15 protein-coding genes are annotated in these 15,865 nt (G+C 42.2%); 10 read left to right on the top strand and 5 right to left on the bottom strand.

Annotated elements, in window-relative coordinates:
- Window positions 1–462, top strand: a complete 462-nt coding sequence (locus I6E83_RS00240) for a thiol-disulfide oxidoreductase DCC family protein (protein ID WP_197099454.1) — start codon at window positions 1–3, stop codon at window positions 460–462.
- 46 nt (window positions 463–508) lie between these two features.
- Here the strand turns inward: I6E83_RS00240 and I6E83_RS00235 are convergent, their stop codons facing one another.
- Complete coding sequence (locus I6E83_RS00235; protein WP_197099453.1) at window positions 509–1,024, bottom strand: hypothetical protein; 516 nt, start codon at window positions 1,022–1,024, stop codon at window positions 509–511.
- A gap of 112 nt (window positions 1,025–1,136) precedes the next feature.
- On the opposite strand from I6E83_RS00235, the gene I6E83_RS00230 reads away from it, so the two are divergent.
- Both I6E83_RS00230 and I6E83_RS00225 read left to right on the top strand, forming a co-directional pair.
- Window positions 1,137–2,213, top strand: coding sequence for a metallophosphoesterase (locus I6E83_RS00230; protein WP_197099452.1), 1,077 nt, complete (start codon window positions 1,137–1,139; stop codon window positions 2,211–2,213).
- A gap of 40 nt (window positions 2,214–2,253) precedes the next feature.
- Window positions 2,254–3,399 (top strand): metallophosphoesterase, encoded by a 1,146-nt coding sequence (locus I6E83_RS00225; RefSeq protein WP_197099451.1) that lies wholly within the window; start codon window positions 2,254–2,256, stop codon window positions 3,397–3,399.
- Here the strand turns inward: I6E83_RS00225 and I6E83_RS00220 are convergent.
- A complete protein-coding gene (locus tag I6E83_RS00220) occupies window positions 3,384–4,616 on the bottom strand; it encodes an alpha/beta hydrolase (protein ID WP_227680753.1) in 1,233 nt (410 codons plus the stop codon). The genes I6E83_RS00225 and I6E83_RS00220 overlap by 16 nt on opposite strands.
- 369 nt (window positions 4,617–4,985) lie before the next feature.
- Between I6E83_RS00220 and grpE the strand changes: the two genes are divergently transcribed.
- Both grpE and dnaK read left to right on the top strand, forming a co-directional pair.
- Window positions 4,986–5,585, top strand: a complete 600-nt coding sequence (gene grpE / locus I6E83_RS00215; protein ID WP_197099449.1) for a nucleotide exchange factor GrpE — start codon at window positions 4,986–4,988, stop codon at window positions 5,583–5,585.
- Window positions 5,586–5,841: 256 nt separating this feature from the next.
- Window positions 5,842–7,785, top strand: a complete 1,944-nt coding sequence (dnaK, locus tag I6E83_RS00210) for a molecular chaperone DnaK (protein ID WP_110922170.1) — start codon at window positions 5,842–5,844, stop codon at window positions 7,783–7,785.
- Between the two features lie 117 nt (window positions 7,786–7,902).
- Here the strand turns inward: dnaK and I6E83_RS00205 are convergent, their stop codons facing one another.
- Both I6E83_RS00205 and I6E83_RS00200 read right to left on the bottom strand, forming a co-directional pair.
- Complete coding sequence (locus I6E83_RS00205) at window positions 7,903–8,712, bottom strand: methyltransferase domain-containing protein (RefSeq protein ID WP_197099448.1); 810 nt, start codon at window positions 8,710–8,712, stop codon at window positions 7,903–7,905.
- Between the two features lie 176 nt (window positions 8,713–8,888).
- Complete coding sequence (locus I6E83_RS00200; protein WP_110922172.1) at window positions 8,889–10,121, bottom strand: 8-amino-7-oxononanoate synthase; 1,233 nt, start codon at window positions 10,119–10,121, stop codon at window positions 8,889–8,891.
- A 319-nt stretch (window positions 10,122–10,440) separates the two neighbouring features.
- Here I6E83_RS00200 and I6E83_RS00195 point away from each other — a divergent pair, with 319 nt between their 5' ends.
- The 5 genes from I6E83_RS00195 (at window position 10,441) to I6E83_RS00175 (ending at window position 13,937) form a co-directional block, all read left to right on the top strand.
- The gene (locus tag I6E83_RS00195; protein WP_110922173.1) at window positions 10,441–10,986 is read left to right on the top strand and encodes a porin family protein; all 546 of its coding nucleotides are present in this window, start codon (window positions 10,441–10,443) and stop codon (window positions 10,984–10,986) included.
- Window positions 10,987–11,084: 98 nt separating this feature from the next.
- Window positions 11,085–11,624, top strand: a complete 540-nt coding sequence (locus tag I6E83_RS00190) for a porin family protein (RefSeq protein WP_110922174.1) — start codon at window positions 11,085–11,087, stop codon at window positions 11,622–11,624.
- A gap of 197 nt (window positions 11,625–11,821) precedes the next feature.
- On the top strand, window positions 11,822–12,382 hold the full coding sequence (locus I6E83_RS00185) for a porin family protein (RefSeq protein ID WP_110922175.1): 561 nt from the start codon (window positions 11,822–11,824) through the stop codon (window positions 12,380–12,382).
- Window positions 12,383–12,566: 184 nt separating this feature from the next.
- A complete protein-coding gene (locus I6E83_RS00180; RefSeq protein ID WP_197099447.1) occupies window positions 12,567–13,061 on the top strand; it encodes an NfeD family protein in 495 nt (164 codons plus the stop codon).
- Between the two features lie 15 nt (window positions 13,062–13,076).
- Entirely contained in the window at window positions 13,077–13,937 is an 861-nt protein-coding gene (locus I6E83_RS00175; protein WP_110922177.1) for an SPFH domain-containing protein, read from the top strand.
- 107 nt (window positions 13,938–14,044) lie between these two features.
- Here I6E83_RS00175 and hemN read toward each other — a convergent pair whose 3' ends face one another.
- Window positions 14,045–15,508, bottom strand: coding sequence for an oxygen-independent coproporphyrinogen III oxidase (gene hemN, locus I6E83_RS00170; RefSeq protein WP_227680778.1), 1,464 nt, complete (start codon window positions 15,506–15,508; stop codon window positions 14,045–14,047).
- Window positions 15,509–15,865 lie beyond the last annotated feature (357 nt).

Genomic DNA, 15,865 nt, shown 5'->3' with positions numbered 1-15,865 from the left:
ATGATTATCCAAAACCATATCAACAGTTACAGAGAGCAAGCGAATTTATCTATTACCATGTACTACGACGATGCGTGCGTGATATGCAGCACCGAGGCGCATAATATGAAAAAACGTCAACCGGAGAAGATACGATTAGTTCCTGTAGAGGAGGGGTTAGATGAGCTGGCGGTCGCAGGATTTAGCCGCGAAGATGCGATGACTTATATGTGTATGAAAGACAGCTACGGCAATTGGTACACACATATGGATGCCGTACGGCTGCTCTACAAGACGGGCGGTGTTAAATGGTCACCGTTGTTGTTTTTGCCAGTGATCAAACAACTGGGTAACTTTACTTATCCGTATGTCGCTCGCAATCGCTATCGAATTCCAAACTGGGTGACCAAGATGGTGTATGGCACAGCAGTCCTGCAAGCGTGCGAAAATGGTGTTTGTAAAATAGCGCCAGACAAACGTTAAGGCAGTTCTATCAAAAACAATTAAGACAGTTCTACGGAAAACAGCTTTACGACATGTCATTTGTCGTAATAGCATGTGCTTTTTTATTTGATACCAAAAGAATAATAAGACTGATAACCCCGACGCATAATGACAATAAAGTACCAGTTATTAACGTCATGACAAAACTTGATAAGAAGGGTTGGTGAAAATCCAACCCTAGAAGTTCAACGATATAGATAGCCGCTACCCCTGCCAAAATCTCAGGTGATATAAAAGGGAAAATAGGTGTAACTAGATTCAGAATCTGTAATCCTGCCTTTATATAGATGCCTTTCTTTAATGCTGCTATAAACCGATGGCACTGATTTTTACGTGCCAAATCATCAAGCAACGTATAAAAGACAATAAAGCAGCCAATTCCTGACCCCATGCCAGCTATAGATAACCAAGAATTATCATTTAATGCAACTCCCCATACAAAACCTGCTACTGCACTAATACAAACCCAAAGTGTCCAAAAACCCCAGCGTTTATTCATCTTTTCACCTTTGTCATCTGTACGACTCTTACGATAAATCATACGATTTTATCTTATAAAGCTTTATGTAAAAAATATGGAATATAGTCTAAGTGCCAATAATAAGCTGTTTTTAACGTAAGATAATTTCATTTTTATCTGAGTAGATTTTACTATGTGGCTTTTTATTGGTTTCACGCAACTGCTCTCTATCATGACTTGTCTGTTGCTTTGGTGGTTTATCAAACCAAAACGCCAGAGTGTGAAGGTACATTTGGTACTCAGTGTTTTTATCGTTAATAATGGATTTTTACTTTACGGTCTAAGCGATTTTTGGGGTGAGCGTTTTAACGTTTATCTGGTCAGCGGTATCTTACAGGGCTTTATGTTCTATGCTAGTGTAATAGTTGCTGTCTTAGCACTTATTTTTTATAAGGTTTTGAAGCGGCAGCCGCGCCCTAAATTGTTACGCGTGCTTGCCTTGACTACTTATGCATTTATTGTCAGCTTAGCTGTATTTAATGCCTATTCGCCTGTGGTACACCGTTTGACTGTTACGACAGATAAGCCGCTGAATAAGCCTATGAGCCTAGCCTTAGTATCTGATACTCATTGGGGGAGATGGTTCGGTAATCATCAGATAGATAAGTTGGTAGCTTTAGTGGAGGCACAACACCCTGATGTCGTCGTTATAGCAGGGGATATCATGCATGATACGACGATTGCTTATGACAATACCAATATGCATGAGCATTTATCAAAGCTGAAGGCGCCACTTGGGGTTTATGCTACTTTAGGCAATCATGACTATCGAGGTTACGATGAAGAGATCGCTCAGGCTGTTGAAGCAGCGGGAATTAAAGCGCTTGATAATGAGAGTGTGCTGCTCAATGATTCAGTATGGTTAGTTGGGCGTTCAGATGATGTCGACCAGACTAGGTTGTCAGCGGATGAGTTATTGACTCAAGTTGATACTGATAAGCCTGTGGTGTTTTTAGAGCATCGTCCTTCTATGATGGAAGAGATAAAAGCGTTGCCCGTGGATTTACATCTGTCAGGCCATACTCATGGTGGGCAAATTTTTCCATTAACGATACTGATGAATTGGTTCTCACCGCTAAACTATGGCACCAAAAAAATAGAGAATACGCAGTTTTTGGTGACATCAGGTTATGGTATCGGTTCAGTGCCTTTTAGATTAGGCACACGTTCAGAGATTTGGATGATTACGTTACAGTCAGCAAAGTCATAAGTTCAATTATATAATAAGATAAAACAAAAGAGGAACGCCCATGCGCTACGTATTTTTTGCGGTCATCATTGGTTTGCTGCAACTATTTAGCTTGGGCGCTGCACTAAGCCTACAGTGGTGGTTACAGCCTTGGACAACCTCCGCATTACAAACAGCGGTTATGATAACGGTTTTTATAATCAGTAATGGTTTATTGCTGCTAAGCGTCAGCAAACTGCTGGCAAATAGCTACCGATGGGTGAGTGGTTGGATGTTAGTGATGCATTTTATAATACTCACTGCTGGACTTACCGGTGCGGTATATGGCAGTTATTTGTTAAGCACAATGGTATTTGGTGGCACGACTGGTCTGCTCATTACGCTACAGCCGCAAAGCATCGCTTTTGGCCTTCGCGTATTCGCCTTCGTCTTGTTTATTGGACTGTTCGTTTACGCCTTGCATAGCGCTTATGTGCCAGTGGTAAGGAAGCGCACCATTCATATCAATAAGTCTATGCAGGGACAATTGCGTATTGCGGTGGCCAGTGATTTACATTTGGGTCGCTTGTTTGGTAATCGTGCGATTGACAGGTTAGGTCATCTGCTTGTTGAGCAGTGCGCTGATATGTTGTTGATGCCGGGCGATATTATGGATGATAATACGCATGCCTATGCAGCATATGATATGCAGACCAACCTGACCAAACTTTGCGACCAATTGCCCTTAGGTGTGTATGCCACACTGGGCAACCATGATTTATACGGTCATGAGCGACCGATTAGTGACTCGTTACGCAGCGCTGGCGTGCATTTATTAAATGATGATGTGCTGTGTATTAACCATCAAGATCAACCAGTTTGGTTGATTGGGCGTTTTGATAATCATAAGCGTGAGCGAGTAGCAACCACTGAGCTGTTATCGCAAGTAGATACCACTGTGCCCGTAATACTGCTAGATCATAGACCGAGTGATATTATAGAACATAGCAAGTTGCCTATTGATTTACAGGTGTCAGGTCACACACATGATGGGCAAATATTTCCTGCCAATTTTATTGTGAGAGCCATCAACCGTTTGGGGTACGGTTATGAAGCCATTGGGCTTGGACACTTTGTGGTGTCATCAGGCTATGGCTTTTGGGGCATTCCTTTTCGATTGGGGTCACGCTCTGAGGTATGGCTTATCACTGTTCAGTCAGCAGTCTGACACAGCGTGTGTACCCATTTAGCAAAATCATTGATAATGTGATTGACCTCGTGGTTTAGACCACTATGAATGCTCATCAAATGAATAAAGCCATGCGGTGCGCCCAGTACTGTATGGACTTTAACCGGATATCCTTTAGCTTTTAGCTGCTCGGCATAATCAAGTGCTTCATCGCGCAAAATATCAAGCTCCGCGGCCACGATATAGCTTGGGCACATGTTTGTGCTATCACCACGTGCCACCGAAACAAAGCTATGCTCTGGCGGGATGGTGCTATGCCCCACATAAGCGGCGTCAAACACCTCAGCATCATTATGATCTAAAAACAACCCTTCACCGTACAGTGCCCAACTAGGATGTTCGGCGGTAATGTCGATCACAGGATAAAGGGGCAACTGCGCCAATGGCTGTGGCAAGTGCTGGATGGTTTGCATATCAGTTGCGCCATGTATCTTCAATTGCTGCCACTGTGCCTCGTCAGGTGAAATCACTTGTTGCGCCACTAGTGTTGCAAGGCAACCACCTGCACTGTCTCCCGATAAAACAATGCGAGAGGGTAACGCACCCATCGTATGACAATGCTCTGATAGCCATAGATAAGCGGCTAAACAATCTCTGAGGGCTGTTGGAGCAGTATGTTCAGGCGCCAATCGATAGTCGACACTCGCAACTGCCCAGCCAGTTTGCTGGCAGACGGTATAGCAAAATTCATGATGCGTATCGATATCACCGATACAAAACCCACCGCCATGAATAAATAGCATCACAACTTTATCAGGATTGCTATGTTGCCCTGTCTCATAGCAGCGTATCTGCATGTCTTCGCCATCGGCATTGGCAATCGTTTTGTCTTGCCAATGCACTTGCTGGCCGGTTGTTTTCTTAGTTTGCAGGCTTTTAGCCTGCGGATTTTCAGCTTGCACCCGTGCATTATTCGGTTGCGTCTGCCAAACGTTTGGCGATTGCATAGACACCGCATCTACAGCAAACTTTTTGCGCATCTGCGTGAGCTGAGATACGGTTAACGGGCGCTTCATTTTTCTATTGGCACCGATGATGGCACGCAAATGCCCGTCAGCATGTGGATACTGTGCCATGGTGGGCGCATTTAGAGACCGATTTAAGCGCTCTAACAAAGGGGTAGGTAAGTAGCTCAAGCTTTTTAACGCATAGTGCAAGGCGTGTCTACGGTAGCGTGATACAGGTAACGTTAGCATGGGCATGAGGGTCCTCACAGGGTTAAAGAAGTGGCTAGAATTACTATCAACGGCCAAGTTATATGTCAAAAATATTAGCACTACTGCTTGTTTAATACCATCTAGAGTGCCATTAATAGTTCATGAGTTAGGGCGCTAAAGATGCTTATTAAAGGTAATAGTTAGTAATTCTTTACTCTAAAGTAAAAAATCCTTGGTTTTAGGCTTGAAATTTATGTTCATCACCTTTATCAAGCAGCTAGTAAAGCGCATTAATAAAAACAATGAGCAAAATATTTTAAGTATCTAATAAGGTCGCAGTATGACTGGCGATGAGCCTATCTATTGCGTCCTATATGAGTAGTCATTATTACATTCTAAGGAGCTATCATGAGCGAGCAAAACACCAACCACGAATCTGCTGAGCAAAACATGGCGAATGACAACGTCGGCCACACTGACAGTATTTTAGAAGAAACGATGAAAGAGTTTGATCCACAGAATAACTCAGGTGAAGAGATGACTATCGAAAACGATATCGATCTTGATACTTTTAAAGCACGCATCGCTGAGTTAGAAGGCGAAGTTAAGCAAGCCAAAGAAACCACTGCCCGTGCCAACGCAGAAGCTTACAATGCGCAAAAACGCATGGAGCAAGAAGCGGAAAAGAGCAAAAAATTTGCTCTACAAAAATTCGCTAAAGAGCTATTAGATATTGTTGATAACTTAGAGCGTGCTATGGAAAATGCCGATGCCAATGATCCAGTCGCTGAAGGCGTGCAATTGACGCACAAAGCGCTCTTGGCGCTATTGACCAAAAACGGCGTAGAAGCGGTTGATCCACAAGGCGAAAAGTTCAACGCAGATCTTCATGAAGCCGTCGGTATTGATGCAGACGCTGAAGCTGATACCGTTGGAACCGTACTACAAAAAGGCTATAGCTTGAATGGTCGTCTGTTGCGCCCAGCAATGGTACGTGTCGGTCAATAGTATTTAAGCCAATATTGCTTGAGACAGTGGCGTTTGAAGTCATCGCCTTATTATATAAGCAGTGAACAATCAGTTTTTAATTGTGCTAAACCTCATTATTAGTAAGGGTTTTCACAAAAAGTCACACAAAAGGCAATTTTTGCGTGGCTTTTGACTTGAAAAAATTAATAAGTAAACCGATATATAGCAACAAGTGACCGACTATGGTCTGAACATATAAGTATTTATATTGAAAATAAATTAGGAGCATTTGATTATGGGTAAAGTAATTGGTATTGATTTAGGTACAACGAACTCATGTGTAGCAGTAATGGAAGGTGACAAAGTTAAAGTCATCGAGAATGCTGAAGGCACTCGCACAACACCATCGATCGTCGCTTATAAAGATGACGAAATCCTCGTTGGACAGTCAGCTAAGCGTCAAGCGGTAACGAACCCAAACAACACGTTGTTTGCAATCAAGCGTTTGATCGGTCGTCGTTTTGATGACAAAGTCGTGCAAAAAGACATCGGTATGGTGCCTTACAAAATCGCTAAAGCAGATAACGGTGATGCATGGGTAGAAATCAACGGCAAAAAATTAGCGCCACCACAGGTTTCTGCTGAAATCTTGAAAAAAATGAAAAAAACAGCAGAAGACTATCTTGGTGAAAGCGTAACTGAAGCAGTTGTAACTGTACCTGCTTACTTCAATGACTCACAGCGTCAAGCAACTAAAGATGCGGGTAAAATCGCTGGTCTTGATGTAAAACGTATCATCAACGAGCCAACTGCTGCTGCTCTTGCCTATGGTATGGACAAAAAGCAAGGCGATAGCACTGTTGCTGTATATGACTTGGGTGGTGGTACTTTTGACGTATCAATCATCGAAATCGCTGACGTTGATGGCGAGCAGCAATTTGAAGTACTTGCAACCAACGGTGATACTTTTCTTGGTGGCGAAGACTTTGACTCAGCATTGATTGACTTCTTAGTAGATGAATTCAAAAAAGACCAAGACGTTAACCTAAAAGGTGACTCTCTTGCGATGCAGCGTCTAAAAGAAGCCGCAGAAAAAGCAAAAATCGAGCTATCAAGCGCTCAAAGCACTGAAGTGAACCTGCCTTATATTACTGCCGATAGCAGTGGTCCTAAGCATTTGGTTGTTACTATCAGCCGCTCAAAACTAGAAAGCTTAACGGAAGAACTAGTACAGCGTACTATGGGCCCTTGTAAAATTGCTCTTGAAGATGCTGGCCTAAAAATTGGCGATATCGATGACGTTATCCTAGTTGGTGGTCAGACTCGTATGCCACTAGTACAGCAAAAAGTACAAGAATTCTTCGGTCAAGAGCCACGTAAAGACGTGAACCCTGATGAAGCCGTAGCCGCTGGTGCAGCTATTCAAGGTGCCGTATTGTCTGGTGACAAAACTGACGTATTGCTACTTGATGTGACGCCACTGACACTAGGTATCGAAACGATGGGTGGTGTAATGACGCCAGTTATCGAGAAAAACACGATGATTCCTACCAAGAAATCACAGGTATTCTCAACGGCTGAAGACAACCAGCCAGCAGTAACGATTCAGGTGTATCAAGGTGAGCGTAAAATCGCTAACCAAAACAAGCAGCTTGGTCGTTTTGATTTGACGGACATTCCACCAGCACCACGTGGTCTGCCACAGATCGAAGTAACTTTTGACATCAATGCTGATGGTATCATGAACATCTCAGCAACTGATAAAGGTACTGGTAAAGCACAGAGCATCCAAATTAAAGCGGATTCTGGCTTGTCGGACGAAGAAGTTGAACAAATGGTTCGTGATGCAGAAGCCAATGCTGCTGAAGATGAGAAATTCGCTAACCTAGCGCAAGTTCGTAATGAAGCAGATGGCCGCATTCATGCCGTGCAAAAAGCACTAAAAGAAGCAGCAGATAAAGTGTCTGACGAAGAAAAATCTTCAGTTGAGACTGCTATTACTGAGCTTGAAGCAGCGGCTAAAGAAGATGATCATGATGACATCAAAGCCAAGCTTGAAGCGTTAGATAATGCTTTCCTACCAGTTAGCCAGAAGATTTATGCTGATGCAGGCGCTGGTGCAGAGGGTATGGATCCAAGCCAGTTCCAACAAGGTGCTGACGGTGCAGCAGATAGCAGCCAAGCCGATGATGACGTTGTTGATGCTGAGTTTACTGAAGTAGACGAAGACAAAAAATAATACGGCTACTAACTAGTTAAATTAAAAAACGCATCCTTCGGGATGCGTTTTTTTATGGCTACTATTTTTACTAGCTGTTATTCCTACTAGCTATTGTTTCTACTATAAGTTGCGTGATTAAGGTTTAAAGGCACTCACTATCAGCACTTCATAAGTTAAATGAACAATAGGCTGTCCTTCCTCATCTTGCACTGAGAAGTGTTGCCAATAGTCTGATTCAAATTGCCGTAAACGTGACTTTGTCCACATAAAGGTTTGGGTGCTATTTGATTTTACTTGTGTCTGATTGGTTGATACGCCAGTCAGCTTCATATGTTTTAGAATAGCGTAAGGGGTAGAAAACGGTAAATCAAAGCGCTGAGTTGAGAGTTCGATTTTCTCAAAACCTGCATCAACCAATGCTGATTGCCATTCGTCGATATCTGGATAGTAGAGCCCTTGACCAGTTAGCATCTTAATTTGCAAAAAGTTATTTGGGGTAAAAGTACTAAAGATTAGCTGTCCTCCAGATTGTAGACGCTGTACTGATTGAGTGACAAAAATTAATGGATCATCAAACCACTGCACTGCATTGGCACTGACGATTAAACTATAATTTTTCTTTAAGTCTATGGTTTCAGCATCACCAATGACGATGCCAGCAGTTGGCAATATGGATTGCAATGTAGCAGCTTGCTCACTACATAATTCATTAATGACCCAGTGCTGGCTTTGTATATACTCAGCGAGTAGGCGCGTCATTTGACCTGTACCCGCACCGACTTCTAATACACTGCTTTGTTTAACCTGAGCAATATTAGCAAGTAAGTACTGACAGACTGTCTGCTGAATATTGGCATGTTGGTCATAGTCACCAGCACTCGAAAAATGACGAGCGATGGTTTGCTTTCTAGCACTGAGGTCATCAGGTGTGTCGAGTTTTTTCATAGAGTGTATTACATCCAATTGAGTCAGTTATCAATCGATATAGTCATTCCACTATAAAAATATTACTGCGTTAACCTCGCTTGAAGTATTAAATATACATCTACGTTCGGTTGCCTTGTACTACTTTTAAATTGAATCGACTATAGTGGGACCATTGTCCCTGCTAGAGAGTAGAATTATAACTGTTGTATTAGCCGTTCGCAGTCTTCATTGGTCAGTTTGGCATTCATGACTAAACGAATACGAGCAGTGTTTTCAGGAACAGTGGGTGGTCTAATAGGCAAGGCATAGAACCCTGCTGCTTGTAACTGGTTCGCTTTAGTAAGCGCACGCGCATTATCGCCTAATATATAAGGAATGATAGGAGAGTCATAACTGATATGTTGAGCAGTAGGTGATACACGGTGTTGTGGGTCGATAGCCTGACTAAGTGTGATAGACAATTGCGCTAAATGCATACGTTGATCAGTCAACATCGGCATTTTGGCTAAGATAAAGCGTGTCCAAGCATGATTGATAGGGGGTAATGCCGTACTAAAAATCAGTGGACGCATATGGTTAATCAGCCATTGTTTGACGGCCTCATCACACATGATATAAGCGCCAACTGAAGCGAAGGCTTTCCCAAATGTCCCCACCAAATAATCAATATCGGGCAACGTATTTGTTTCCTCTGCCAGTCCTAAGCCAGTATCACCCAATATCCCAACAGCATGAGCCTCATCGACATACAGCTCAATACGGGCATCTTTGGCTCTTAACTGCACCAACTGAGGTAAGTCAGCACGGTCGCCATCCATACTAAAAATACTCTCAGTGACAATAATAATGCGCTCAACCGTTTCATCTGCTTGCTCAATGAATCTGGCCAAATGCTCGTAATCGTTGTGACGGTAACGACGATAGGTGACCAGTTTGCTTTGGCTCAGACGCAACCCATCGATAATACTCGCATGTACTAGCTTGTCAGCCAAAATAAGTGTTTTGACTGGTAGGGCAGTCAGTGCTGGCAATATACCAAGATTGGCATGATAGCCACTGTTCAATACCAACACTGATTTTGAGGCAGATATGTTCTGCTTGTCGGTAGCATTCTGATACCAGCTTTGCAATTCAGACTCTAATGCTTGCAACTGTATATCATTGCCTGTGAGGAGCCGTGAGGAAGTGGCACTCATTTTAGGGATCTGTGCAGTGGGTAGCTGTTCTATTTGATTAAGAAATTCAGTTCGTAGCTCGATATCACCGCCCAAGCCGAGATAGTCATTACTTGCAATGTTGAGCAAAGCTTTACCCTCGCTCATAACGTACTGCCCCTTATGTTGCAGGTTTGGCAATTGACGATATTGTTGATTTGCTTTGAGGTCTTCGAGCGCTACTTGTAGACGATCAGTGATGAGATTGGTCATTCTTTCTTCCTTAATTTTTGTTATTTGACAGTATTTAAGGCATTTCAATCTTGGTTTTTAGTAGGAAGAGCGTGAAATGAGTAGGGATTATTGCATAAATAGGCTGGTTGTAACAAAAGGTTTCATATCTTGGCCTTTGTAACCCACTCGCTGATGAAAACTTGCAAATCTTAACTCTCATACTATTAAACACTGACAGAGTGTCTGAAATAGTTTGTTACTATTACATTCATCGTAGCAAGCAAGACGATAGGGCTATAAGAGCCAGCATAAATAAATAGATAACTTGTTTGTTTAAATGGATGTTAAGGAGCTAATAATGAAAATTCTACAAAAAACTCTAATCACGCTAGCAGCGGGTTCTTTATTAAGCATGGGCGCACAAGCCGCAACGTCCTATAGCAACGGCTACACTGGTCAACCGTATATCGGTGCCAAAGTCGGTCAGTTTGATTTAGACATTGATAACGCAGATGATCCTACCGCTTATGGTGTCTATGGTGGTTACAACTTCGATTCTACTTTCGGTGTTGAAGCTGAATATGTCGGCTCAGATGATGCTGATTATAGAAACGGTGACCTCGATGCCAAAACTTATGGCGCATACGGTACCGCACGTTATCAGTTCCCAAATACTGGCTTGTACGCCAAAGGTAAGCTAGGTGTGGCTAAGACTGAAGTAGAAGGTGACTATACCAATGGTTTGGTTAAAGTCTCAAACTCTAGCAGTGATACTGGTATTGCTGGTGGTGTAGGTCTTGGCTATTCAGTCAATCCTAATTTTGGTGTCGAAGCTGAATACTCAATGATGGACAGCGATGTAGATGCCAAACTCTTGACCGTCGGTGCTCAATTAAAATTCTAAATATTTTTTCTAACCTTTTTTATTGAAGGCTTATCTGATGGGCTTTTCTCATACAGATAATATATAACCAATCAAAAATGTAATTTTAAGGAAATAAAATGAAAACTCTACAAAAAACTCTAATGGCAGTGGTAGCAGGTTCTTTATTAAGCATGGGTGCACAAGCTGCTGGTTCTTATGGTAATGGCTATACTGGCCAGCCGTATGTTGGTGCTAAAGTCGGTCAATTTGATTTAGATACCAATAACGCTGATGATCCAACGGCTTATGGTGTTTATGCTGGTTATAACTTTGATCCTAACTTTGGTCTTGAAGCTGAATATGTAGGCTCAGATGATGCTGATTACCGTGGTGGTGATATCGATGCCAAATCTTACGGTGCTTATGGTACTTATCGCCATGCATTCGCGGATACCGGTCTATATGCAAAAGGTAAGCTAGGTGTAGCAAGAACTGAAATCGAAGCTACTAACACAGACCTTGGTGGATTTTACGATGGCGAAGATAACGATACTAGCTTAGCTGGTGGTGTAGGTCTTGGTTATTCAGTAACGCCTAACTTCAACGTAGAAGCAGAATACGACATGTTGGGTAGCGATACAGATCTTATGACTGTTGGTGCAAACATCAAGTTCTAAACGTTTGACTAGCTGTACAATGAATAAAAAACGCATCCTTTGGGGTGCGTTTTTTTATTCGTGAAATACAAAACAGTTGTATGCTTTAAGGTTGGAAATTGCTAATATACCGCCGTCAGTTATGGATATGCGATATTTTTACTGACAAAATTCTATCTAAAAGTTAATTGTTAACTGAAATAGCCTTGGAAAATACAATGAGAACAATGCAAAAAACACTATTAACTTTAGTAACTGGTGCTGTGTTAAGTGTAAGTGCACAGGCGGCCGTTAATTATGCAGGTCAGCCATACGCTGGTATAAAAGTGGGTCAGTATAATGCAGAAGATGCTGATGACGAAGCAGTATCGTATGGCGTTTACGGCGGTTACAAATTCACGCCAGAGTTTGGTGTGGAAGCTGAGTATTTAACTACAGGCGATGCCGACGCATTCAATGACAGATTTGAGAAAGCAGAATATAGCGCCGATGTTTATGGCCTATATGCAACATATGATTATGCTTTTCCAAATACAGCAGTATATGCCAAAGGTCGCTTGGGTATTGCAAAAAACGAGATCGATATAGATTACACTGATAAAACTGATTCTTATTATAACGAGAGTTTCAGTGTGTCTGATACAGGTATTGCTGGCAGTTTAGGTCTGGGTTATAACATTACACCTATGGCCTCTATTGAGGCCTTGTATAACGTATATCCTAAAGCTGAAGACATAGATGTTGATAGCATTACTTTAGGTGCTCACTTTAAATTCTAATCAAATAAAGAATAAATAAAAAACGCATCCTTTTGGGTGCGTTTTTTTTGCGTTGTATTTTTATACTTTCTCTCATGTTTATTAAGCTGTGAACATCATAGATTGATGATTTTTAAGAAGTTATGAATACTAAAAGTGTGTTACATTGAAAGTTAGAATATCAAAAATAAGAGGTATTGCAGCGATGGACATACTTTGGATGATTGAACCTTGGCATTGGCTCGTTTTAGGCTTCATATTGCTGATTGTTGAGATGTTTGTGCCCACATTTGCAAGCCTATGGTTTGGTGCTGCTGCTATCATTGTGGCAGCCCTTTCATGGTTATTGCCGATTTCAGTCTTTGTTCAAGTGATTATTTGGTTGGTGTTATCAGCTATATTTCTGTTGGCATGGTTCAAATTCATTAAGCCGTTATCGATAGACCGTACCAAAGCAGGTTTGGGTGGCAGCGTTATCGTTGGTGAAACAGGTATGATAATCGTACAGCCGCAGCCTAATCATGCTGGTACTGTAAGGTTTAGTGTTCCTATTGTTGGTGCGGCTGAATGGATGTGTCGTACGACAGGAGAGCAGGTAGCAGTCGGTGATCGGGTCGTGGTGACAGACATCGTCGGCAACGAGTTGATTGTGAGCAGTATGAAATCGCAGGCAGCGATGAATAATAGTAAACAAATATAATAATAGGGGTGGGTTATGGGAAGCTTTAGTATTGTCATGTTGGTCTTGGTAGCACTGGTAGTGTTTACAGTGTTCAAGGGTGTTCGCATCGTACCGCAAGGCTACAAATGGGTGGTGCAGCGCTTGGGGAAATATAGCCAAACGCTAGAGCCCGGGTTAAATCTGATTATTCCTTTCGTCGATGATGTTGCCTATAAGGTGACGACTAAAGACATCGTGCTTGATATTCCATCACAAGAAGTCATTACTCGAGACAACGTGGTGATTATCGCCAATGCCGTGGCTTATATCAATATCGTGCGCCCTGACAAAGCGGTATATGGTATCGAAGATTATGAGTATGGTATTCGCAATCTAGTGCAGACGTCTTTACGCTCAATCATCGGTGAAATGGATCTAGATAGTGCATTGTCGAGTCGCGACGAAATCAAGATGAAGCTAAAGCATGCTATCTCAGAAGATATCGCTGATTGGGGTATCACGCTGAAGACGGTAGAGATTCAAGATATTAACCCGTCGCAAACCATGCAAGCGTCAATGGAAGAGCAGGCGGCGGCAGAGCGTCTACGCCGTGCCACAGTGACCCGTGCTGATGGTCAAAAGCAGGCAGCTATCCTAGAAGCCGATGGGCGTCTAGAGGCCTCACGCCGTGATGCTGAAGCGCAGGTAGTGCTAGCGAGAGGCTCAGAAGAGTCGATTCGTTTGATTACCAACGCCATGGGCACAGAAGAGATGCCTATTGTTTACTTACTTGGTGAGCAGTATATCAAGGCAATCCGTGAACTGGCTGAATCTGATAACTCAAAAATGGTGGTGTTACCTGCTGATATTTTAAGTACTGTAAAAGGTATGGTGGGTGATAAGTTGAAAGTGTAATAACTATAATTTCAGATAAAAAAAGACCTCTATTGAGGTCTTTTTTGTGCCATAAATTCACCGTTGCTTTTTAACGTTATTTTTTAACATTGCTTCTTAAAGCTGTTTTAAATCACTTTGGAAAAACGATTCTTGTGCTTTTTCTCCAGATATTCATCAAACACCATGGCGACATTACGACCAAGCAGTCGACCTCTTGGTAAAACACGAATACCAGCCGCATCCATATCGATGAGTCTATCGTCTTGCATGGCACCGAGCTGTGCTATTTCATCAATAAAATAGGTAATTGCATCAATACCGAACTTCTGGTTTACGTCTTTAAAATCGACATAGTCATGGCAGAGTAAGTTCATAATCACATATTCACGTAATCGATCTTTAATCGATGTCTTAATGACTTTTACCGCTGGCGTGACAGTAGGATTGATTTTTGCCATGTCAATATTAGCTTGATAGGCTTGTAGATCCGTATCATTCTGTAGGATATAGCGCGTATTGGCATTGGCGATTTGACTGATAGAAGAGACCCCAAATCCTAATAAATCACAGTCACCCATGATGGTGTAACCTTGGAAGTTACGATGTAATTTGCCCTCGCGCTGTGCGACAGCGAGTTCATCATCAGGCTTGGCAAAATGGTCAATACCGATATATTGATAGCCGGCTTCGCTCAACATATTGATAGTATTGCCAAGCATCGTAAGCTTCGCTGCTGGATTTGGTAGGTCTTCATCTTTAATCTGACGTTGCGCTTTAAATCGTTCTGGCAGGTGCGCATAGTTAAACACAGACAGACGATCTGGTGACATCTCTATGATGCGCTGTACCGTTTGGTTAAAGGTATTAGATGTTTGGTGTGGCAGACCATAAATCAGATCAATATTAATAGAGTGAAAGCCTCGTTCGCGCGCCTCGTTGAGGACGTTCTCAATCAATTCTGCGGAATGCACACGATTGACAGCTATTTGTACGGTTTCATCTAAATCTTGCACACCTAAACTGATACGGTTGAAACCAAGACCACGCAATACTTTTAGTGTGTCTTCGCTCAGCTCGCGTGGGTCAATCTCAATAGAGTAATCACCTTCATCTTCGGGCAAAAATTCAAACTGAGTCTGTAAAAACTCCCACAGCTGAACCATCTCTTCGTCACGCAAAAATGTGGGTGTACCACCGCCCAAATGCAGCTGCTTGACCAACGGCTTGCTGCTACCTTCAGGCACCGATAACAAGCGACGCTTGTGCTTAATTTCGGCAATTAAGTACTGTAAATAATCGCCTGAGTCGCTATTCTTTTTAGTGATAATTTTATTGCAAGCACAGTAGTAGCAAAGATGACGACAGAACGGAATATGAAAATATAGAGACAGTGGTGCACGTGCTTCACGGTTCTGCAGGATTCTGGTCTCAAGACTGTCAGCGATTGGCGCGAACTCTAAAGCCGTTGGATAAGAGGTATATCGTGGCCCTGAGCGATTGTATTTATTGATAACAGCTTCATCAAATGCGGGTAGATGTTTGCTCGTAATACTACCGCGCGTACTAGCATAAGGGTTGTCTGGTTGCATGACAGGACGTGTCGTGGTCGGCTGATCTCCTGCACGATTATAAGGCTGCTGGATATGGTTAGCACTGTTAGAATTGTTTTGTTTTGAATGTTCTGTCATGCGGTATTCCTCGTTTTGACCATATACATTGCTAGTATTTATGTAGTTTAACAATAACAATTGAAACCGTTTATTTAAGACCATTTATCTAGCAATATTTATGTCTAAATAGACAGTGGCTAGTATAACAAATCCTTGTTAATAGTGGGGTGAATGGCTAGGTCTTTTAGACAAAACGTATAGGTATTATTAGATAATAACTGGCTCATTAAGTGTTGCATTAAGTATTGGCGCTCATGACTCAAAACATGATATTTG

Source organism: Psychrobacter sp. SZ93C1, assembly GCF_015864635.1.
GTDB classification, from domain to species: Bacteria; Pseudomonadota; Gammaproteobacteria; order Pseudomonadales; family Moraxellaceae; genus Psychrobacter; species Psychrobacter fozii.
Note: the sequence above shows the minus strand (reverse complement) of the source record. Positions and strands in the feature narration are given on the sequence as shown.

What these genes read in the sequence shown, in the direction of transcription:
- I6E83_RS00240 (WP_197099454.1), top strand. Translation starts at nt 1, where the DNA reads ATGATTATCCAAAACCATATCAACAGTTACAGAGAGCAAGCGAATTTA.
- I6E83_RS00235 (WP_197099453.1), bottom strand. Translation starts at nt 1,024, where the DNA reads ATGATTTATCGTAAGAGTCGTACAGATGACAAAGGTGAAAAGATGAAT.
- I6E83_RS00230 (WP_197099452.1), top strand. Translation starts at nt 1,137, where the DNA reads ATGTGGCTTTTTATTGGTTTCACGCAACTGCTCTCTATCATGACTTGT.
- I6E83_RS00225 (WP_197099451.1), top strand. Translation starts at nt 2,254, where the DNA reads ATGCGCTACGTATTTTTTGCGGTCATCATTGGTTTGCTGCAACTATTT.
- I6E83_RS00220 (WP_227680753.1), bottom strand. Translation starts at nt 4,616, where the DNA reads ATGCTAACGTTACCTGTATCACGCTACCGTAGACACGCCTTGCACTAT.
- grpE (WP_197099449.1), top strand. Translation starts at nt 4,986, where the DNA reads ATGAGCGAGCAAAACACCAACCACGAATCTGCTGAGCAAAACATGGCG.
- dnaK (WP_110922170.1), top strand. Translation starts at nt 5,842, where the DNA reads ATGGGTAAAGTAATTGGTATTGATTTAGGTACAACGAACTCATGTGTA.
- I6E83_RS00205 (WP_197099448.1), bottom strand. Translation starts at nt 8,712, where the DNA reads ATGAAAAAACTCGACACACCTGATGACCTCAGTGCTAGAAAGCAAACC.
- I6E83_RS00200 (WP_110922172.1), bottom strand. Translation starts at nt 10,121, where the DNA reads ATGACCAATCTCATCACTGATCGTCTACAAGTAGCGCTCGAAGACCTC.
- I6E83_RS00195 (WP_110922173.1), top strand. Translation starts at nt 10,441, where the DNA reads ATGAAAATTCTACAAAAAACTCTAATCACGCTAGCAGCGGGTTCTTTA.
- I6E83_RS00190 (WP_110922174.1), top strand. Translation starts at nt 11,085, where the DNA reads ATGAAAACTCTACAAAAAACTCTAATGGCAGTGGTAGCAGGTTCTTTA.
- I6E83_RS00185 (WP_110922175.1), top strand. Translation starts at nt 11,822, where the DNA reads ATGAGAACAATGCAAAAAACACTATTAACTTTAGTAACTGGTGCTGTG.
- I6E83_RS00180 (WP_197099447.1), top strand. Translation starts at nt 12,567, where the DNA reads ATGGACATACTTTGGATGATTGAACCTTGGCATTGGCTCGTTTTAGGC.
- I6E83_RS00175 (WP_110922177.1), top strand. Translation starts at nt 13,077, where the DNA reads ATGGGAAGCTTTAGTATTGTCATGTTGGTCTTGGTAGCACTGGTAGTG.
- hemN (WP_227680778.1), bottom strand. Translation starts at nt 15,508, where the DNA reads ATGCAACCAGACAACCCTTATGCTAGTACGCGCGGTAGTATTACGAGC.